The sequence below is a fragment of the Nocardia sp. NPDC050793 genome (genome assembly GCF_040654065.1).
In the GTDB taxonomy this organism is placed as follows: Bacteria; Actinomycetota; Actinomycetes; order Mycobacteriales; family Mycobacteriaceae; genus Nocardia.
The window spans coordinates 424355-443433 of record NZ_JBFAHG010000001.1; the positions used below are offsets into that span (position 1 = coordinate 424355).

General features: G+C 68.9%; 16 protein-coding genes. 7 read left to right on the top strand and 9 right to left on the bottom strand.

Annotated elements, in window-relative coordinates:
- Positions 1–10: 10 nt before the first annotated feature.
- The 3 genes from AB0H50_RS01875 to rimP all read right to left on the bottom strand — a co-directional run bounded on the left by AB0H50_RS01875 (position 11) and on the right by rimP (position 2171).
- Positions 11–343 (bottom strand): YlxR family protein, encoded by a 333-nt coding sequence (locus AB0H50_RS01875; RefSeq protein ID WP_357445182.1) that lies wholly within the window; start codon positions 341–343, stop codon positions 11–13.
- 134 nt (positions 344–477) lie between these two features.
- Entirely contained in the window at positions 478–1506 is a 1029-nt protein-coding gene (nusA, locus tag AB0H50_RS01880) for a transcription termination factor NusA (protein ID WP_068069413.1), read from the bottom strand.
- Complete coding sequence (gene rimP, locus AB0H50_RS01885) at positions 1503–2171, bottom strand: ribosome maturation factor RimP (protein WP_357445185.1); 669 nt, start codon at positions 2169–2171, stop codon at positions 1503–1505. The genes nusA and rimP overlap by 4 nt, the downstream gene beginning before the upstream one ends.
- 192 nt (positions 2172–2363) lie before the next feature.
- Here rimP and AB0H50_RS01890 point away from each other — a divergent pair, with 192 nt between their 5' ends.
- Both AB0H50_RS01890 and AB0H50_RS01895 read left to right on the top strand, forming a co-directional pair.
- On the top strand, positions 2364–2990 hold the full coding sequence (locus AB0H50_RS01890) for a hypothetical protein (protein WP_357445188.1): 627 nt from the start codon (positions 2364–2366) through the stop codon (positions 2988–2990).
- The gene (locus tag AB0H50_RS01895; RefSeq protein ID WP_357445191.1) at positions 2987–3421 is read left to right on the top strand and encodes a ferritin-like domain-containing protein; all 435 of its coding nucleotides are present in this window, start codon (positions 2987–2989) and stop codon (positions 3419–3421) included. Before AB0H50_RS01890 ends, AB0H50_RS01895 begins: the two co-directional genes overlap by 4 nt.
- A 92-nt stretch (positions 3422–3513) precedes the next feature.
- Here the strand turns inward: AB0H50_RS01895 and AB0H50_RS01900 are convergent, their stop codons facing one another.
- Complete coding sequence (locus tag AB0H50_RS01900) at positions 3514–5265, bottom strand: acyl-CoA dehydrogenase family protein (RefSeq protein ID WP_357445194.1); 1752 nt, start codon at positions 5263–5265, stop codon at positions 3514–3516.
- Between the two features lie 278 nt (positions 5266–5543).
- Complete coding sequence (locus AB0H50_RS01905; RefSeq protein ID WP_357445197.1) at positions 5544–7301, bottom strand: proline--tRNA ligase; 1758 nt, start codon at positions 7299–7301, stop codon at positions 5544–5546.
- Positions 7302–7403: 102 nt separating this feature from the next.
- On the opposite strand from AB0H50_RS01905, the gene yaaA reads away from it, so the two are divergent.
- On the top strand, positions 7404–8147 hold the full coding sequence (yaaA, locus tag AB0H50_RS01910) for a peroxide stress protein YaaA (protein ID WP_357445200.1): 744 nt from the start codon (positions 7404–7406) through the stop codon (positions 8145–8147).
- Between the two features lie 225 nt (positions 8148–8372).
- Here yaaA and AB0H50_RS01915 read toward each other — a convergent pair whose 3' ends face one another.
- Positions 8373–9050, bottom strand: coding sequence for an NAD(P)-binding domain-containing protein (locus tag AB0H50_RS01915; RefSeq protein ID WP_357445203.1), 678 nt, complete (start codon positions 9048–9050; stop codon positions 8373–8375).
- 415 nt (positions 9051–9465) lie between these two features.
- Between AB0H50_RS01915 and AB0H50_RS01920 the strand changes: the two genes are divergently transcribed.
- Together AB0H50_RS01920 and AB0H50_RS01925 are read left to right on the top strand one after the other, a co-directional pair.
- Positions 9466–10197, top strand: coding sequence for a hypothetical protein (locus AB0H50_RS01920; RefSeq protein WP_357445206.1), 732 nt, complete (start codon positions 9466–9468; stop codon positions 10195–10197).
- A gap of 440 nt (positions 10198–10637) precedes the next feature.
- Positions 10638–11051: a PPOX class F420-dependent oxidoreductase gene (locus AB0H50_RS01925; RefSeq protein WP_357445209.1), complete on the top strand. Its 414-nt coding sequence runs from the start codon at positions 10638–10640 to the stop codon at positions 11049–11051.
- 10 nt (positions 11052–11061) lie between these two features.
- Here AB0H50_RS01925 and AB0H50_RS01930 read toward each other — a convergent pair whose 3' ends face one another.
- Both AB0H50_RS01930 and cobA read right to left on the bottom strand, forming a co-directional pair.
- On the bottom strand, positions 11062–12522 hold the full coding sequence (locus tag AB0H50_RS01930) for an MFS transporter (protein WP_357447193.1): 1461 nt from the start codon (positions 12520–12522) through the stop codon (positions 11062–11064).
- A 284-nt stretch (positions 12523–12806) separates the two neighbouring features.
- Positions 12807–14057 (bottom strand): uroporphyrinogen-III C-methyltransferase, encoded by a 1251-nt coding sequence (gene cobA, locus AB0H50_RS01935; protein WP_357447195.1) that lies wholly within the window; start codon positions 14055–14057, stop codon positions 12807–12809.
- A gap of 630 nt (positions 14058–14687) precedes the next feature.
- Here cobA and AB0H50_RS01940 point away from each other — a divergent pair.
- The gene (locus AB0H50_RS01940; RefSeq protein WP_357445212.1) at positions 14688–16187 is read left to right on the top strand and encodes an MDR family MFS transporter; all 1500 of its coding nucleotides are present in this window, start codon (positions 14688–14690) and stop codon (positions 16185–16187) included.
- Positions 16188–16244: 57 nt separating this feature from the next.
- Here AB0H50_RS01940 and AB0H50_RS01945 read toward each other — a convergent pair whose 3' ends face one another.
- Complete coding sequence (locus AB0H50_RS01945) at positions 16245–17594, bottom strand: DoxX family protein (RefSeq protein ID WP_357445215.1); 1350 nt, start codon at positions 17592–17594, stop codon at positions 16245–16247.
- A gap of 347 nt (positions 17595–17941) precedes the next feature.
- On the opposite strand from AB0H50_RS01945, the gene AB0H50_RS01950 reads away from it, so the two are divergent.
- Positions 17942–19072 (top strand): phosphotransferase family protein, encoded by a 1131-nt coding sequence (locus AB0H50_RS01950; RefSeq protein ID WP_357445218.1) that lies wholly within the window; start codon positions 17942–17944, stop codon positions 19070–19072.
- Positions 19073–19079 lie beyond the last annotated feature (7 nt).

The following is a 19079-nucleotide window of genomic DNA, read 5'->3' on the forward strand; positions in this document are numbered from 1 at the left end:
CACGGTGTGCTCATGAGTGCTCGTGCCTGTTCTCGAGGTAATGCTCCAGGGCTGAGATATCCAGATGTCCGGACACTCGTAGTGCTCTGCCGAATGCTCGGCGCCGTTCTGCAGTGCTCAGACAAGACGAAAGGGGGTGCAACCAGGCACCCCTCCCGGGAAGTCTGCGCCGCGGATCGGGAACGATCACGACGATACGGGATCCGTCTCCGGCGTCCCGATCTTGTGCCACGATCCGCAACAGATCGACGGCCAACTCGCGCTTCCGGCATCCGATACACGTCCGCACCGGAGCCGACCGCCGCGTGGACGCGGGATGCTGCTCGGTGGTGCGATCGGGCAAAGATGCCGAAGGCTCGTGCTGAACCTGGGACCACTGTACCGCTGCCCGGCCCCGAACGCCGAACCCCTCCCCCGCGGACGTTATCAACATGTCATCCCCGGGGCGGGATTCCCTGTTCGCGGTGTGAGCTCCGCTCAACTGCGATGCGCCTCCGTCCGCACGCCGCCGCCCACGTCGGGGGCCGCGTCGCTGCGAATATCGATCCGCCAGCCGGTCAGACGCGCGGCCAGACGGGCATTCTGCCCCTCCTTGCCGATCGCGAGCGAGAGCTGGAAGTCGGGCACGACGACACGGGCAGCCCGCGCGTCGGCGTCGACGATAGTGACGGAAACCACTTTCGACGGCGACAGCGCGTTGCCGACGAAGGCGGCCGGATCCTCGGCGTAATCGATGATGTCGATCTTCTCGCCCGCCAGCTCGCTCATCACGTTGCGCACACGCTGACCCATCGGGCCGATGCACGCGCCCTTGGCGTTGACGCCGGGCACGGTGGAGCGCACCGCGATCTTGGAGCGGTGCCCGGCCTCGCGGGCTACCGCGACGATCTCGACCGAGCCGTCGGCGATCTCGGGGACCTCCAGCGCGAACAGTCTGCGCACCAGGTTCGGGTGGGTGCGCGACAGGGTGATCTGCGGTCCGCGCGGGCCGCGGGAGACACCGACCACGTAGCACTTGATGCGGTCGCCGTGCTCGTAGGTCTCGCCGGGCACCTGCTCGGCGGGCGGGATCAGGCCCTCGGTGCCGTGCAGTTCGCTGCCGATGCGGACCACCACGGTGCCGCGGGCGTTGGCGCGCGCATCGCGCTGCACCACGCCGCCGACGATGTCGCCCTCGTGGGTGGAGAACTCGCCGAACGACTTCTCGTTCTCCGCGTCGCGCAACCGCTGCAGCACCACCTGGCGCGCGGTGGTCGCCGCGATGCGGCCGAAACCCTCTGGGGTGTCGTCCCATTCGGAGATCACGTTGCCGTCGGCGTCGAGTTCGCGGGCCATCACCCGCACCACGCCGGTCTTCTGATTGATGTCGATGCGTGCGTTGGGCTGGTGGCCTTCGGTGTGCCGATACGCGGTCAGCAGCGCCGACTCGATCGCGGAGATCACCGTCTCGATCGAGATCCCCTTATCGGCCACGATCGCGCGCAGGGCTTCGATTTCGATGTTCATTCCACGATCCCTTCGGTCGAATCGGACGCTGTTACAGGTAGTGCTTCGGTATTTCCTCGGGCAGCTGCGGCGTCGTCGACCGCGAGGGCATCGTCGTCGCGCCCCGGCTCGGGACGACCGGGCGCCACCCCGCCCGCCAGCTCCAGCTCCCGCCCGCCGGGCGGGGAGAACTCGACCTGAACGACGGCCTCCGCGATATCGGCCAGTGGCACATGCACCCGGTGCGGATTGCGCTTGCCGCCGAACACCAGCGCCACCGAATCCTGCCCGAGCGCGCCCACCCGCGCCTCGAACCGCGCCGAGCCACCGGGCTCCGGTGGCTCGGCCCCCGGTCTCAAGGTGACGCGCACCTTGCGGCCCTGCGCGCGGCGCCAGTGCCGCTCGGCGGTGAGGGGGCGATCGATACCTGGCGTCGTCACCTCGAGCAGGTAGGGCGTCTCACCGAAATCGCCCGCGTCGTCGAGCAGCAGCGAGAGTTCCGAGCTGAGGGTGGCGATGGTGTCGAGATCGGCGGTGCCGTCGCTGTCGACGGTGACCTTGATTTTGGCTTGCGCGTCCGCGTGCCTGCCTGCCGTCGAGATATCGACGCCCTCGAGGTCGAATCCCCGGCGTTCGACGAGTCCAGCAACGAGCTGGCTCACCCTTTCCTCGGTCGGCATCGGCATGTGGGGCGGCTCCTGGTTCAGTTGTGACGCGGTCGGAATTTTCTGTACCGAAGGTCTAGCGTAACGCGCCACGAGAGTGTAAAGGACCAGCGGCCCGCGACAAGCGTCCCGGGTCCGCGGCGCGCGCGGCGGGTCGCGCGGGCCACGCTCGGGATGGTCGGAGCGGTCGGACCGGTCTGGCACGATAGTGCCGTGCCTCTCCGCCTCCCCGCCCCGCCACGCGCCGGGCGCACCTTCGGCAGCCGGGTCGACCGGCACATATCCCAGGACACCGGCGCGCACCGTGTCCCGCCGGTCGACCGTCGCACCGCGCTGCGGCTCGCGGGCGGCGGCGTGGTCGGCGCCCTCGCGCTCGGCGCCGCGGCGGGCTGCGCCGACGAGCCCGTGCACGAGCCCGATCCGCTTGCCGCACAAGAGGTCATGGCCCGCACCGACGCCGCGGCGGCCACCTCGGCGATCGCGCTCGCCCCGCAGCGGCAGACCGCGCTGAGCACGATCGCGAACGAACGCACCGCGCACGCGGACGCGTTGCGCGCGGAGATCGCCCGCGTGGTCGGCGTCTACGGGGACGGGACCACTCCGGCCCGCAAGACCAGGGACCGGGCCGCGCCGTTCGTCGCGAGCACGACCGGCCCCGAGGCGACCGGTACGGCCGTGCCACCGATCTCGCCGCCGAGCGTCGACCAGTTGCGCGAGCAGCTCGCCCGATCGCGTAAGTCCGCGGCCGATCTCGCCGTGACGCAGTCCGCCTACCGCGCGGGGCTGCTCGCCTCGATCAGCGCGGCCTGTGCCGTCCACGCGGGGGTGCTGCTGGCATGACCGACGCCGAACGCCAAGCCCTGCTCGACGCGCTCGCCGCCGAATACGCCGCGGTCTACGCCTACGGCGTGGTCGCCGCCTTCGCCTCGCCCGAACGCGACCGCCTCATCGCCGAGAACACCGCGGCGCACCGAGCCCGCCGCGACACCACCGTCGACGCGCTCCGTGCGGCCGGAACGCCTGCGCCGCCACCCGAACCCGCGTACACCATCCCGTTCCCGGTGGACGATCCCTGGGCCGCCGCCCGGCTGGCCGTCACCGTCGAGAACGACGCCGCCGTCGCCTGGCGCGCGGTGGTCGAGCACGGCGAGTCCGAGGAGATCCGCCGCACCGGAATCGACGGGCTCACCGAATGCGCGCTGCGCGTGGCCGCCTGGCAGGCGATCCTCGGCGCGAACCCGCCGACTTCCGCCTTTCCCGGTAAGCCGTGAGGCCGTTCCGGTAGGCCGCTCGCCCGGCAACGTGCCAGATCGGACAACCGAATTGGGTACGGCCGAATCGAATCCGGCCGTACCCGATAGGTTTACGGGCGCATTTCGTAGGCGCCGTCGTAGGACGCCACCTGCGCCCACACCCGGTCGAAGCGCTCCCGGTCCACGACCGGGGTGCGCAGCGCAGCGACGGCCCATTCCCGCTGCGCCGAGCTGGCCGACGCCTTGCCGTAGAGCGTGGTGGCGTGCGCGTTGAAGTCGCGGATCTGGAAGTCGAAGATCCGGTCGAGCACGTCGCCGTCCAGACCCGTGATCGCGGCCTGCTCGAGGATCAGCTGGCCGTAGACCACCAGGGAGAACAGGTGGCCGACGGTGAGCATGAAGTCCAGGTCCTGCTGCTGGGCCTCGTCCGGAGCCGCCGTGGCCAGCAGCTCGCGCAGCGCCTTGGCCTGTTCGTAGAAGCGCGCCACGTTCGCGACGTCGGAGTGCTTCTCGTACACCGGGTTCCAGTCCGCGAACTGCACCTTGCCCGCGCCGCGCGCCGGGCCCTGCCGCCAGAAGAACTCGTCGTCGGCCGCGTCCTGACGGGTGCCGACCTCGGGGTATTCCTTGGGGTTGAACAGGTAGTTGGGCAGGAACTTGAGGATCTGGCCGACGTTCACGTGCACCGTGCCCTCGAGCCGGGGCAGGGTGTTGATCAGGCGCTGCACCTCGTTGAAGTAGGTGTTCTTCTCGAATCCCTTGGCCGCGAGCACATCCAGCAGCAGGGTCATGACCACTTCGCCCTCGGAGGTCACCTTGGACTTGGTCATCGGGTTGAACAGCAGGTAGCGCCGGTCGTCCAGGCTCGCGGTGCGGAAGTAGTCGACGGCACGGTCGCTGAACAGCTTCATCGCGACGATGCGGGCGTAGGCGTCCACGAAATTGCCGCGCACGTGCGGGAAGTCGGTGACGAGCTTGCCGTAGAGAACGCGGTTGTTGGCGTGCGTGATGGCCTCGTAGAAGGAGTGCTCCACCATGCCGATGCCGCCGTGGCAGAGGTTGAACTTGCCGACGTTGACGGTGTTCAGCGCCGCGGAGAACGCCTCGGGGCCGGTGTGCAGGATGTCCTCGGCGCGCACCGGGTAGTTCTCCAGCCGGAACGTGCTCACGTACATCTGCTCGGCCACGACGTTGTCGATGAGGTGGTAGTTCTCGTGGCGGCTGTCCGCGGCGAACCAGATGTAGCCCTCGGCGCCCTCGATGTCGCCGCGGCGGGAGAACACCGAGACCATGCTTGCCACATTGCCGTTGCCGATGTAGTACTTGGCGCCGTTGGCGCGGAACAGGATTCCGGCTTCCGCGTCGGCGCTGCCCGGCTCGGTCGGGGTGAGCACCATGTCGGTGTTGTAGATGTCGGCACCGTGCGACTGCTCGGACAGACCGAAGGCCATCACCTGCCCGTCGGCGAGGTCGGCGGCCGCGCGGCGCTTGGCCGCCTCGTTGTCGCTCTGCCAGATCGGCCCGAGGCCGAGGATGGTCACCTGCTCCGCGTACCAGTAGGCCAGGCCGTAGAAACCGAAGATCTCCGAGAGCGCGGCGTTGCGCGCGGCGTCCCAGCGGCGGTTCGGGTCGCCGTCGGCGTAGGCGGCGGGGGTCAGGAACGTCGCGAAGAGCTTCTCCTTCGCGGCGAACGCGAGGAAGTCGGCGGTGAACACGGAGTCCTGATCGTCGGCGAGCAGTTGCCGCTTGCCGCGGCTCTCGAACCACTCGATGGTGGCCTTCAGCAGCCGCTTGGTCTCCGCGTCGAAGTGCTGCGGATCGTAGGTGGCCGGGTTGAACAACAACGCCTCGGTGCTTGTCATGGCGGTTAACTTACCAGCGAGTAACAGCAGCGTGTGGCCGGTCTGCCGATTGGTTGACCAGCAAATTCAGCCTACGGAAGAGTAAGGAGAAAGCTACTGCTCCACCTTCTCACGCACGGAGCTGTGCCTGGTCGTCGGAAGCTCGCGCCGCAGCCACACTCGGATGGCAGTGGCCACGCCGCAGCGCTCTACCGCGCAGGTCCGAATCTCGGGTCCGAAAACGACCGCCGCCCCGGTCCGCGTGCGGGACCGGGGCGGCGGAGGAATGCTCGGGCGGATCAGCCGCGGATCTTCGCGACCACCGTCTCGACGGCGGAGGCGGCAGGAATCTCCTCGGCCTCGCCGGTGAAGCGGTTGCGCAGCTCCACCTTGCCCTCGGCCCAGCCGCGCCCGATGACGAGAACCCAAGGCATGCCGAGGAGTTCGGCGTCCTTGAACTTCACGCCGGGCGAAGCAGTGCGATCGTCGAAGAGCACATCCAGGCCGTGGGCGTGCAGACCGGACACCACGTTCTCCGCGCCGGCGCGGGCCGCCTCGTCCTTGTTGGCGATGACGACGTGCACGTCGAACGGCGCGATCTCCGCGGGCCAGCGCAGGCCCTTCTCGTCGTGCTGCTGTTCGGCGACCACCGCGACCATGCGGGACACGCCGACGCCGTAGGAGCCCATGATCAACCGCACCGGCTTGCCGTTCTCGCCGAGCACGTCGACCTCGAAGGCGTCGGTGTACTTGTAGCCGAGCTGGAAGATGTGCCCGATCTCGATGCCGCGCGCCGACACCAGCGTGCCGCGCCCGTCCGGCGAGGGGTCTCCGTCGCGGACCTCGGCGGCCTCGATGGTGCCGTCCGGGGTGAAGTCACGGCCCGCCACCAGGCCGACCACGTGCTTGCCCTCGCTGTCCGCGCCGGTGATCCAGGACGTGCCAGCGACCACCCTGGGGTCGACCAGATAGCGGATGCCGTTCTCCTGCAACGCCTTCGGGCCGATGTAACCCTTCACCAGGAACGGGTTGGCGGCGAAGTCGGCCTCGGTGATCAACTCGACCTCCGCGGGCTCGACCGACGCGCCGAGGCGCTTGTCGTCCACCTCACGGTCGCCGGGGATGCCGATGCCGACGATCTCGGTCTTGCCGTCCGGGTGGCGCAGCTTGACCATCACGTTCTTCAGGGTGTCGGCCGCGGTGACCGGCCTGCCGTACTGCTCGCCGATGCCCGCGGCATTGGCCCAGTCCACCAGCGTGGCGATGGTGGGAGTGCCCGGGGTGTCGTACACGACGGCCGCGGGCTTGCCCTCGATCGGCTGCGCTTCGGGGGCGGGCGTGACCACGGCCTCCACGTTGGCCGCGTAGCCGGATTCGCGGCAGATCACGTAGGTGTCCTCACCGACCGGGCTGTCGGCCAGGAATTCCTCCGACGCGCTGCCGCCCATCGCGCCCGAGGTGGCCGCCACGATCACGTACTGCACGCCGAGCCGGTCGAAGATGCGCTGGTAGGCCTCGCGATGGGCGTTGTAGCTGCGCTTCAGGCCGTCCTCGTCGAGGTCGAAGGAGTAGGAGTCCTTCATGATGAACTCGCGCCCGCGCAGGATGCCCGCCCGCGGCCGCTCCTCGTCGCGGTACTTGGTCTGGATCTGGTACAGCGTGACGGGCAGATCCTTGTACGAGTTGTACTCGCCCTTCACGGTGAGCGCGAACAGCTCCTCGTGGGTGGGACCGAGCAGGTAGTCGCCGCCCTTGCGGTCCTGCAGCCGGAACAGGCCGTCGCCGTATTCGGTCCACCGGTTGGTGGTCTCGTACGGGTCGCGCGGCAGCAGCGCGGGCAGCGAGATCTCCTGCGCGCCGATGGCGTTCATCTCTTCCCGGACGACGTCCTCGATCTTGCGCAGCACCTTCAAGCCCAGCGGCAACCACGAGTACACGCCAGGGGCGACGCGGCGGACGTATCCGGCGCGCACGAGCAGTTTGTGACTGGGCACCTCGGCGTCGGCGGGGTCGTCGCGCAGGGTACGCAGGAAGAGGCGAGAGAGGCGGGTGATCACGGGTGCACAGCGTAGTCGCCGGCCACAGGGCGTCCGCAACGCGTTATCCATTTGGGCCTGCGCCGGAGCAGTGCCAAGATCACGCCGGTACCGTATCGCGTCGTGCTGGTGCTGCTCCCTCCCTCCGAAACCAAGTCCGACGGCGGCGCTGGTCTGCCCCTCGACCTGGACGCCCTCGCGATGCCGCAGCTCACGCCGGTGCGGCACAAGCTGGCGACCGAACTGGCGGGGCTGGCCGCCGATCCGGACGCCTCCCGCGCCGCGCTCGGGCTCGGTAAGGGGGCCGACGCCGAGATCGCCAGGAATGCGGCGCTGCGCACGGCCCCGACCCGCCCCGCGCTGGAGCGCTACACCGGCGTCCTCTACGACGCGCTGGACGCGAAGTCCTTCACCAAGGCACAGCGCGCCAAGGCGTACGCGCGGCTCGGCATCGGCTCGGCGCTGTTCGGCGCGGTGCGCGCGGGTGACCCGATCCCCGCCTACCGGCTCTCCGGCGGCTCCAAGCTTCCGGGTCTGCCCACCCTCTCGGCGGTCTGGCGCGACGTCCTGTCCGACGCCCTGCTGGCCGAGGCCGCAGGCGACCTCGTCGTCGACCTGCGCTCGGGCACCTACCAGCAACTCGGCCGCGTCCCCGGCGCCATCACCGCGAACGTCCTCACCGAGCACCCCGACGGCACCCGCACCGTGGTGAGCCATTTCAACAAGCACCACAAGGGTCTGCTTGCCCGCGCGCTCGTCCTCACCCGCGCCGAGCCGGCCGATATCCGCGCCGTGGCCCGGGTTGCGGAGAAGGCAGGCCTGCGCACGGAAATCGCCTCCCCCACCGAACTTCTCATCCTCACCTGAGCCCCGCCACGCCAGGCCGTACCGCCGAGCCGGGTTGGGTCAGGCTCGCACGGAACGCTCGACCCACGCGTGAAACGCCGCGGCAAGCGCAAGTCTCGCAGACCTTCCCCACGCCTCGCAGAGGCTAGAGAGGCTGCGAGGCGTATGAAGGACCTGCGTACCGTCAGCCGGGCGGCTCTCTGCGCAATCGGGACGAGCCGACATCCGGTTGTACGGACGACCCTGTCAGCGCTTCGCGGCGGCGAGGGCCGTGCGGATTGTCTCGATCGGGGCGGGCGCGGGGTCGTGCTCCCAGAACGGGGCGCCCGCGGCGTAAGGGGTCCCGTAAACCGGCGTGTCCACCTCCGAGCGCCAGCTTTCGCGCAATGGACCGGCGTCGACGGTGTCGTAGCCGAGCGCGTCGAGCAGGTGCCCGACAGCGGCTTTCGCCTCGGGGTCGTCGCCCGCGATCGGCAGCGCGGAACGGTCGTCGGAACCGGCCGGCCGGGCCAGCGCGGCCAGGTGCGAGAACAAGATGTTGTTGAACGCCTTGACCACCTTGGACGTCGGCAGATGCCGTTGCAGCAGCTCGCTCGAGGTCGCCTCGCCCGCATCGAGTTCGGGGATGTTGCCGTCGCGAGCCGGGGCGTAGTTGTTGGTGTCGATCACGACCTTGCCCGCCAACGGCTCCACCGGCACCTGCCGATAGTTCTTGAACGGCACGGTGACCACCACGATGTCGCCCGCCACGGCCGCATCCGCCGCGGTGGCCGCCCGCGCCCGCGGCCCGAGTTCGGCCACCAGATCCGCCAGCGTCTCCGGCCCCCGCGAGTTGCTCAGCACCACATCCAGCCCGGCGTCCACCGCCAATCGCGCCACAGTTCCGCCGATGTGCCCGCTACCGATCAATCCAATCGTCGTCATGCCGACATGAAACCATCTGCGCCCCAACACTGTTCCACAGCGCTGTGGCTCGGCCAACCTCCTGCGCGGGGTCGAGCTCCACGTCCGAGGACATCCGCCCAGTCTTCTCGCCCGCACGGCTGCCGACAACGCTTCCGGCGGTGGAATTCACCACCGCGGCACCACCACCCGCCGAACGCCCGAGCCATCGCGACACACGAGCGGCCGCCGACATGCTCCCCGCGGTGCAATTCGCCACCGTGCCGCACGAAAAACCCACCGTGGCGCTCGACCGGAAAATGGGATGCGGCTCCCGCCATGGCGCCGGTACCGTTGCCGCAGCGACGACGGGGGGTTACCGAAATCTGGCGTCGCGGAAGACGAATCGAGCGATCGACGGCCGAGTACAAGTGTCGTGGCGCGACGGGGAGAACGAATGACCAAGCTGAATCAAATCATCGCGGTGGAGAAGGGCGTCAAGAGTGGCGCGCTGCGCGAGCTCGCCGAGACACAGAACCTGCTGCAGAAGCCGTCCCTGCTGGCCGGCATCTCGCGCGTCTACCAGCCGAAGGACGAAGAGGGCGAACAGCTTCCGCCGGAGGCGACGCGCGTCCAGGTGAAGTCGGAGGAGGTGCTGCGGCAGACCGCCGCCACGCTGACCCGGCTGTTCGACGTGACCGCCACCAAGGACTGGGCGAACCGCACCGCCGCGGCCGACGTGGTGGTGGACGGCGAGACGCTACTGGACGACATCCCGGTGCCGTACCTGCTCTTCCTGGAGAAGCAGCTCGCCGATCTGCTGGCCTTCGTGAAGCGGCTTCCGGTGCTCGACGCCGCCGAGGCCTGGGGGTTCGACGACTCCTCCGACACCTGGCGCACCGAGCCGGTACGCACCATCCGCACCAAGAAGGTGCCGCGCAACCACGTCAAGGCCGAGGCCACCGAGAAGCACCCGGCCCAGGTCGAGGTGTACTACGAGGACATCGCCGTCGGCTACTGGACGACGGTGAAGTTCTCCGGCGCGCTGCCAGCGCGGCGGGTCAACGAGGTGGTCGGGCGGATCGAGAAGCTGGCGCAGGCCGTGAAGTTCGCCCGCGAGGAGGCCAATGCCACGGAGGTCACCGATCGCAAGACCGGCAAGGTGATCTTCGATTACCTGTTCCGCTGATACCCCACGAACTCCCCCGCGGGTGCGGGGGATGCGCGAGAGCGCAAGCTCAACCTGAAGATCAGCCTGAAGCCACGGGCCGGCCGCCGAGCGGGCGGACCGCGGCGCAAACTCAGACTATCGCTCCAGATTGAGTATTCGCCGCCGACGACCGGGTCCCGAGGAGCGGACGCGATGCGACGAGGTGCGGGTTCAAAACCTGCTCTCCGCGCCCATGCGGAGGTGGTCCAAACGTAGGACGCGTCGCGGTGAGAGTGATCCGCTCCCACCGATCCCGGTAGGCGACATGGGCGGCACACCGAGACCCGGGGGCGGGCAAAGCCCCCGGGTCTTCCATGTTCTGGCCCACCGAAACCGTTCCGCGACAAGCAAATAGAGCCCGGACGCGGATTGGGAACACGCCGGGAATGCGCGGGCGCGTCCGGATGTTTCACCGGAGCATGACCGGTACAGCTGTGCTCTCCGATGACCTGAAGAAGTACCTCGACGAGTCGAAGGTGTTCGCCACCGTGGCCACCGTCGGCGCGAACGGGCAACCGCATCTCACCGTGATCTGGCTGAAGCGCGACGGCGACGACCTGCTCTTCTCCACCACGGTGGATCGCCAGCAGGCCAAGAACCTCACCAGGGACCCGCGACTGACCGTGCTGATCAACCCGCCCGAGAACCCCTACGTCTACGCCGAGATCCGCGGCACCGCCACCCTGACGCCGGATCCGGACAAGAGCCTGCCCAACGAGCTCTCGCGTAAGTACACCGGCCGGCTGTACGCCGACTTCAATCCGGCCTCGGTGGACGACGCCGCCCGGGTCATCGTCCGGGTCACCCCGCGCAAGGTCGCCGGGCGGCTCTGAAACCCGGCGCTCAGGCCCGCTGCGCCTCTTCCTGGGCATGGTGGGCCTGCGCGATCTGCTGCGGCGTGAAGCGCAGCGTCAGGGCGACCAACCCGATCACCACCGCGACGCCCGCGCAGACCGCGAGCACCAGTGTGTACCCGCTGCCGAGCGCGTCGATCTCCGCCGAGGTCATGCCGGAGACATTGCCGGTCTTGCCGCCGAGCGACAGCGTCCGCGACACCGCGATCGGGGTCAGCACGCCGATCGCCAGGGGCGTGCCCAGGTTCATGAACATCTGCCCGACGGCGGCCAGCGGGCCGATGTCGTTGGGCGGCACGCCGACCAGCACACACAGCGGCGCCACCACCATCGCGATGCCGACGCCGAAACCGATGACGATCAGCAGGATCAGCAGCGTCGGCAGGTACGTTACGTCGCGGTCGAGCGTCGAACCGAACAGCAGGCCGAGGGCGAGCACCACGGCCGAGCCCGCGAGCAACCAGCGCGGGGCGACCATCATGGCCAGCTTCGAGGCCAGCGCGCCGCCGACGCCGATGCCGACGGTGAACGGGATCGACGCCACGCCCGCCTCCAGCGGCCCGTAGCCGATGACGTTCTGCAGGAACTGCGCGACGAAGTATGTCATCGCGCCGAGCACGCCGCCGGCGAGCAGGATCAGCAGGAAGGTGGTGACGCGGTCGCGGCTGCCGAACAGCGACCACGGCAGCAGCGGGTCGTCGACATTGCGTTCGGCGAGCACGAACACCACGAGCAGCACCAGGCCGCCGATCAGCGAGCCGATGATGGCCGGACTGGTCCAGCCCATCGCGGGTCCTTCGGTGGCCCCGAAGACGATGGCGGCGCAGGCGAGGGTGCCGAGCACGGCGCCGCGCACGTCGAGGGGGACGCGGTGGTGGTCGGTGTCGGCCAGGCAGTAGACCGCCCCGAGCACGATGAGCAGGCCGATCGGCACATTGATCAGGAAGATCCAGCGCCAGGACAGCTGGGTCAGCGCGCCGCCGACCACGAGTCCGCCCACCGAGCCGATGCCGACCATGGATCCGACGATCGCGATCGCCTGGTTCCGCGCCCTACCCGGCGCGAAAGTCGTTGCCACCAGGGCCAATGCGGCAGGAGCCGCGACGGCGGCGCCAGCGCCCTGGACGGCGCGGGAGGCGATCAGCATCGCGGATCCCTGGGCGAGGCCACACGCCAGCGACGCCACTGTGAAGAGGACGACGCCGGTGATCAGCATGCGTTTGCGGCCGAACGCGTCGCCGAGCCTGCCGCCGAGCAGCATGAGCCCGGCGAAGGTGAGGCCGTAGGAGGTGACCGTCCACGCGCTGCCCGCGCTGCCGAGTCCCATCTGATCTTGCAGACGGGGTAGCGCGAAGATCACCACCGTGCCGTCGAGCACGACCATGAGCTGCAACCCGCTCAAAACTAGGATCGCGAGCCCGAAGGCCCGCTGCGTCACCGGGTACTGCATCGTCGCAGCGGGATTCTGGAGCACAGTGAGTCACTGTAATTGATAGCCGATGGGCTCCGTTCCCACGGGCGCGGCCGGACGAAGCCCCCGGGCAGCGCCGCACGCCGCCACCTTCCCTGCCGGACGAAGCCCGTCGACAACCCCGGTACGCCCAAAAGGCGCAGCCGGAAAGTCCGCCCGAAGACCGCGCATGGCCGGAGCGAAGGCGGAGTACGCACAACAGGCGCAGCCGGACGAAGTCCGCCCGAAGACCGCGCATGGCCGGAGCGAAGGCGGAGGTACGCCTAGTTCGCGGCGACCCCGAGCTCCGCGGAGAATCCGGCGGTCGGGCCGATCACCACGATCGCGGGCGGGCGAATGCCTTCCTCGCGGACGCGCGCGGCCACGGTGCCGAGGTCGGCACGCAGCACCCGCTGGGTGCGCAGCGTGCCCTCCTGGATGACGGTCGCCGGGGTGTCGGCGGGGCGTCCGCCGTCCAGCAGCGCGGTGGCGAACTGTTCGATCCGCTCCACCGCCATCATCAATACGAGTGTGCCGCGCAGCCGGGCCAGCGCGGGCCAGTCCACCAGCGAATCCGGGTGATCCGGCGCGACGTGCCCGCTGACCACGACGAACTCGTGCGTGACGCCGCGGTGGGTCACCGGAATGCCGGCGGCGGCGGGCACCGAGATGGGACTGGTGACGCCTGGAACGACGGTCACGGGAATGCCCGCCTCGACGCAAGCCTCCAGCTCCTCGTAACCGCGACCGAATACGTACGGGTCGCCGCCCTTGAGCCGCACCACGAACTTGCCCGCCTTCGCGCCCTCGATGAGCGTGGCGTTGATCGCCTCCTGTGCCATCGCGCGGCCGTAGGGAATCTTGGCCGCGTCGACCACCTCGACGTCGGGTCCGAGCTCGGCCAGCAGTTCCGGGGGCGCGAGGCGGTCGGCGACCACCAGGTTCGCCCGCGCCAGGAGCCTGCGCCCGCGCACGGTGATCAGGTCGGGATCGCCGGGCCCGCCGCCGACCAGCGCGACACCTGGGGTCACCGGCGACGAATCATCGGTCACCACACCGGATTGCAGCGCTTCCAGCAGCGCGTTGCGCACCGCGGCCGAGCGGCGGTGCTGCCCGCTGGCGAGCACGCCGAGGGTGAGACCGTCGTAGCGGGCCGTGGCGGGGGTGACCGCGGTGCCGAGCCGGGCGACGTCGGCGCGCACGCAGAAGACGCGGCGCCGGTTGGCCTCCTCGACGACGGCGGCATTGGTCTCGGGCTCGTCGGTGCAGGCGATCGCGTACCAGGCGCCTTCCAGATCGCCGTCGGCGTAGGCGCGCAGCGTGACGGTGAGTTGCCCGGAGGTGGCCATACCTTCGACCGCCGGGGTGACCTCACGGCTGATGACGTGCACGTCCGCGCCCGAGGCGATGAGCAGGCCGAGCCTGCGCTGGGCCACCGTTCCGCCGCCGACCACGACGACGCGGCGACCGTTCAGATCGAGCCCCACCAGGTAGTTCGGATCGCCTGCGGGCTGGGCGGCAGCGTGGGATTCCACCTGTTCCTCGGTGTTGTCAGACGTGTTCGGCACAGTGTTCGAGCCTACGGCCTGCCCGAAGGGCGTCGGCACGCAGCGCCGCAAACAGCGCCGAATCCGAGCGATAGCTCACCGCGGCGCGTCACTTCCGGTGCGAAAGTCCAGCGCCGGGACGGAATGGCTGTCAATCCTCGCCGCATGATCGCCCCGCGCCGCGCCACGGGCACAGCACGCACCTTCGCCGTCTGGCAATCGCCCCGGCAATCGGGGCGGCACAAGCGGATCCGCAGCTGCATCGACTGAACGCCGGCATCCGAGCGACCCACCTTCGGCCAGGACCGCGGGCCGTGGCCGAGGGACCGGATTCGTCTGCTGCATTCCCTCGACGCGACCGCGCGACGTGACCAGCGTCACCATTACCACGATGCTTCGTCGAAAGAGCCTGGTCAGCAGGCTGTTCCCATGACGCGAACGATCGGAAGCCTCCGAAAACCGGGTGATTCTTGTCAGTGCTGAGCGGAATACTGGCGCGCGCCCGATGAGTTGAGCCGACCGTTCCCGTCAGATCTCGTGTGGCGCCGGAACACGCACGCTGACTCGGCACCGGGCCACATGTCGTCGCACGCTCACGAACCCCACGGAGGTAACCCGATGCCCGCCGTCCCATCCGCCAGTCCGACCGGACGGCGGACGCCGACTGTCATCATGCTGCTGGTGCTCGCGACATTCGTGGTGATCCTGAACGAGACCATCATGATCAACGCGATCCCGCGCCTGATGACCGACCTCGATGTCACCGAGCGGTCGGCCCAGTGGGTGTCCACCGCGTTCATGCTGACCATGGCCGCGGTCATCCCGGCCACCGGCTGGTTCCTCCAGCGGGTCACGACTCGCCACGCCTACACGATCGCGATGGGCGTCTTCCTCGCAGGCACCGCGCTGTCCGCCGTCGCCCCGGCCTTCGAGGTGTTGCTGCTCGGACGGATCATCCAGGCGGGCGGCACCGCGGTCATGATGCCGTTGCTGATGACCACCCTGATGACTGTCGTGCCCGAGCACGACCGCGGCCGGGTCATGGGCAATGTCACCCTCGCCATCTCGGTGGCGCCCGCCATGGGACCGGTGCTGTCCGGAGTGGTGCTACAGGCAGGCTCCTGGCGCTGGCTGTTCGTGATGGTGCTGCCGATCGCCGGTGCGGTCACCTGGCTGGGGCTGAAGCGTCTCGAGAACATCGGCGAACCGCAGACCGGCGCGATCGACGTGTCCAGCGTGGCGTTGGCCGCGGTCGGATTCGGCAGCCTGGTGTACGGCCTCACCCGGTTCGAGTCCGGCAACGCCACCGCCCCCGCGCTGATCGTCGCCGCCGGACTGGCGCTCATCGGCTTGTTCGCCGCGCGCCAGCTGCGCCTGCAGCGCACCGGCACGCCGCTGCTCGACCTGCGCATTCTGCTGATCAGCACGTATGCCAAGGCGCTGATCCTCATGTCGGTCGCGTTCCTCGCGATGCTCGGCTCGATGATCCTGCTGCCGCTGTACCTGCAGAACCTGCGTGGCCTGAGCCCGCTCGAGACCGGCCTGCTCGTCATGCCAGGCGGCCTCGCCATGGGTCTGCTCGGCCCGACCGTCGGCCGCCTGTTCGACCGCTTCGGCGGCCGTGTCCTGGTGATCCCCGGTGCGGTCGGCGTCACCGCGTCCTTGGCCGGTTTCACCCAGATCTCGATGAGCATGCCGTACTGGCAGCTGCTCGGCCTGCACATCCTGCTCATGGTGTCGCTGGCGGCGGCCTTCACGCCCGTCTTCACCCTGGGTCTCGGCGCGCTCCCGTTCCACCTGTACTCGCACGGCAGCTCCATGCTCGGCACGCTGCAGCAGGTCGCCGCGGCTTTCGGTACCGCGCTCGTGGTGACGATCATGTCCACCCGAAGCACCGAGTTGATCAACGACGGCGCCGACCCCGTCGCCGCCCAGCTCGACGGCATGCGCTTGGCCTTCGGGGTCTCCGCGGCGCTGGCGTTGGTCGTGATCGTGATGGCGGTCCTGCTGCCCAGCCGCTCCCACGCACCGGAAGCGGCGTCGGACGAACACGCGCCGGAGGCGGCGTCGGACGAGGTCAAGGACGAGGAGCCCGCAGTCGAGCTGATGAAGGGCTGATCGGACCCCTCCACTCGCCTGAGGCCGGCCCGGATCAGTCCTTCCGGGCCGGCCTCTTCAGTTCAGGTTCGGGATTTCCTGGATCCAGTGGAATCGCTCGCCGCGCAGCGGGAAGTCGTTCAGGTCGAACTCTTCCAGGGCGAGCGTGACCGGCCGGCCGCCAAGATCGCCGCGCAGGGCGAGCCGGTCGGACTCGGGACGTTCGAAAGTGAAGGTCGCCACCCGCGCCGGCTCGGCGTCCGGTGTGGTCGACGGCGCGGTCATGGTGATGGTGCGCGCGGCGGTGTCGACATCGGTGAGAACGGGCACGAACGTGCCGTCCATGCGCTGATAGCTGGTGGCGAACTTGTCGAACACCAGGCGCTGCCACCGGGTCGGCTCGGTGGTCAACGGCGGGAGCGGATGGCCGTCCACGGTGAACTCGGTGACGTTCCAGATACCGTAGAGGGCGGGTTTCGCTGCGCCGTAACCATATTCGTGCCAGGAGTCCCACGCGGTCCAAGCGGCGCCCGAGCACGTCCACAGACCGAGCGCCACCTGCGACACGGCGGCGATCCGGTTCGCCCGCACGGAGCGGAACAGCGACGGCTGCCTAGCCGGTTCCGAAGGCCTTTCCAGCACAAGCACATTCGCCAACCGCCTGGCCTGCGGCGCCAGCACCACCAGCGAGATCAGCATCAGGTGGAAGGACAGGATCTTGACCGGCACGTCGTAGGTCATGTTCAGCACGAAGACCTGCGCCATGCTCACCAAGCTCAGCAACGCTCCCGCCGTCGCGGTGCGCGGCCAGAACAGCAGCAGGCCGCCGAGCACCTCCGCGATGCCGAGCAGCACCTGGTAGGACGGCGACGCGCCGACCTGGTTCCACAGCACTTCGGTCATGCTGAGGTTGCCGTAGGGCTCGAGCAGTCGCGTCAGCGACGGGTAGGGCATCTGGTTCGGCACCGCCTTGGCGAAGCCGTACCAGAGCATCTGCCCGCCGAGGCAGAGCCGCAGGAAGGTGACGAACCACGCGCCGAGGGCGGCGTAACCCGCGCGGCGGCGGTCGAGCACCGTCCAGATCGCGGTGGTGACGGCCGCGACGACCAGCAGGCAGAAGATCAGCACCCAGATGATGGTCTGATCGCCGCTGCCGCTCTCGTGGATCACCGCGTCGACACCGAAGACGCGCTCGCCCGTCCACCGGACCACCGGCTCGACCATGTTCATCTGCCATTGGATCGCCGATTCCGGCAGCCAGCGCACGGCTACCCCGGTGAAGACGAACAGGATCTGCGCGAACGTCAGACAGAACAGCAGCAGATAGGCGAAGCAGAACCGGAAGGCGATCCGCGCGGGCAGCGACCAGCGAAGCGCCTGACCGGCGGTTTCATCGTCTCGTTCGAGCACCTGCGTCCCGATGCTCACAGCAGCACCTCACGGACACTCGGCGCCGTCGTCGGAAGCATGCCTTCGGTTTGCTCCCCGTCCTTCACGACCCGCTCCTCACTCTCTTTGCCGACCTTGCGTGAGCGAAGGTAACCGCGCGGGCCGCCTCGGCGCTTCCGGCGGCATCCCGATTTCCGGCTCCGCCGCGCGGGGTAGCGGCGATACTCCACAAGGATGACGAAGACCCTTGTCAACCCCGGAGTTCGGTCAGCGAACTATTCCCGACGATTCCCCGCGACACCGAATTAGAACGCGTTACAGTCGCGTATCCCGGGCGGAATTGCCGGGTGGTGGGCGGCCCGCCGCCCGACTACAGGAGGACGACGATGGCCGACGAGCCAGATCCGACCGAGCGGCGCCAGCTCACGATCAGCGAACGCGATCTCCAGGGATTGGCCGAGGATTTGTCACGCTGGCTCGCGGGCAAGGTCTCGGCCGACGAGCCGCCGCGCGTGCACGAGCTGACGCTGCCGCAGGGCTCCGGAATGTCGAGCGCCTCAGTGCTCTTCGATGCCGAATGGCGGGTGAACGGCCGGGACGAGGGCGGCTCGTTCGTCGCGCGGCTGGCCCCGAGCGCCGCCGATTTCCCGGTCTTCGAGACCTACGATCTAGCCAAGCAGTACCACGTGATGGCCGGGGTCGCGGCCGCCACCGATGTGCCGGTGCCGCCGCTGTGCTGGCTGGAGACCGACGAAAGCGTGCTCGGCACAACATTTTTCGTAATGCGCCGGATCGAAGGGCGAGTGCCTGCCGACAACCCGCCATACGTCTTCTACGGCTGGCTCTTCGACGCCGAACCCGCCGAACGCGCGCTGCTCACCGCCAACACGCTCGCCGTGATGGCGAAGATCCACGCCATCCCGGACCCGGCGAGCCGGTTCCCGATGCTGGACGGACCTGGCCAGGCGTTGCGCAGGCACGTGGACTGGCATCGCGCGTGGTACCGCTGGGCGCTGGCCGACGACGGATACCCGGTCCCGCTGATCGAGCGCGCCTTCGACTGGCTGGACGCGCACTGGCCGGACGACCCCGGTCCGGACGTGCTGTCCTGGGGCGACTCCCGGCCGGGCAACATCATCTACGACGGATTCGAACCGGTCGCCGTATTGGACTGGGAAATGGCGGGTTTGGGTCCGCGCGAACTCGACATCGCCTGGATCATCTTCATCCACCGTTTCTTTCAGGACCTCGCCACCCGCTTCGATCAGCCGGGTCTGCCGGATTTTCTGCGCCGCTCCGAGGTGGTGGCGAAATACCAAGAGCTGACCGGCTATACGGTGCGTGACCTGGATTTCTACCTGGTCTACGCCGCGCTGCGGCACGCGATCGTGATGGCCAGGGTCAAGCGCAGAATGATCCACTTCGGCGAGGACACCGACACTCCCGACCGGGACGACTACGTGATGCACCGGGCAAGCCTGGAGGCGCTGCTCGACGGAACCTACGACTGGACATGAGGAACAC

Coding starts and splice junctions, on each gene's coding strand:
- AB0H50_RS01900 (WP_357445194.1), bottom strand. CDS start 5,265: ATGACAAGCACCGAGGCGTTGTTGTTCAACCCGGCCACCTACGATCCG.
- AB0H50_RS01925 (WP_357445209.1), top strand. CDS start 10,638: ATGACCGGTACAGCTGTGCTCTCCGATGACCTGAAGAAGTACCTCGAC.
- AB0H50_RS01920 (WP_357445206.1), top strand. CDS start 9,466: ATGACCAAGCTGAATCAAATCATCGCGGTGGAGAAGGGCGTCAAGAGT.
- nusA (WP_068069413.1), bottom strand. CDS start 1,506: ATGAACATCGAAATCGAAGCCCTGCGCGCGATCGTGGCCGATAAGGGG.
- AB0H50_RS01915 (WP_357445203.1), bottom strand. CDS start 9,050: ATGACGACGATTGGATTGATCGGTAGCGGGCACATCGGCGGAACTGTG.
- AB0H50_RS01940 (WP_357445212.1), top strand. CDS start 14,688: ATGCCCGCCGTCCCATCCGCCAGTCCGACCGGACGGCGGACGCCGACT.
- rimP (WP_357445185.1), bottom strand. CDS start 2,171: ATGCCGATGCCGACCGAGGAAAGGGTGAGCCAGCTCGTTGCTGGACTC.
- AB0H50_RS01930 (WP_357447193.1), bottom strand. CDS start 12,522: ATGCAGTACCCGGTGACGCAGCGGGCCTTCGGGCTCGCGATCCTAGTT.
- AB0H50_RS01950 (WP_357445218.1), top strand. CDS start 17,942: ATGGCCGACGAGCCAGATCCGACCGAGCGGCGCCAGCTCACGATCAGC.
- AB0H50_RS01895 (WP_357445191.1), top strand. CDS start 2,987: ATGACCGACGCCGAACGCCAAGCCCTGCTCGACGCGCTCGCCGCCGAA.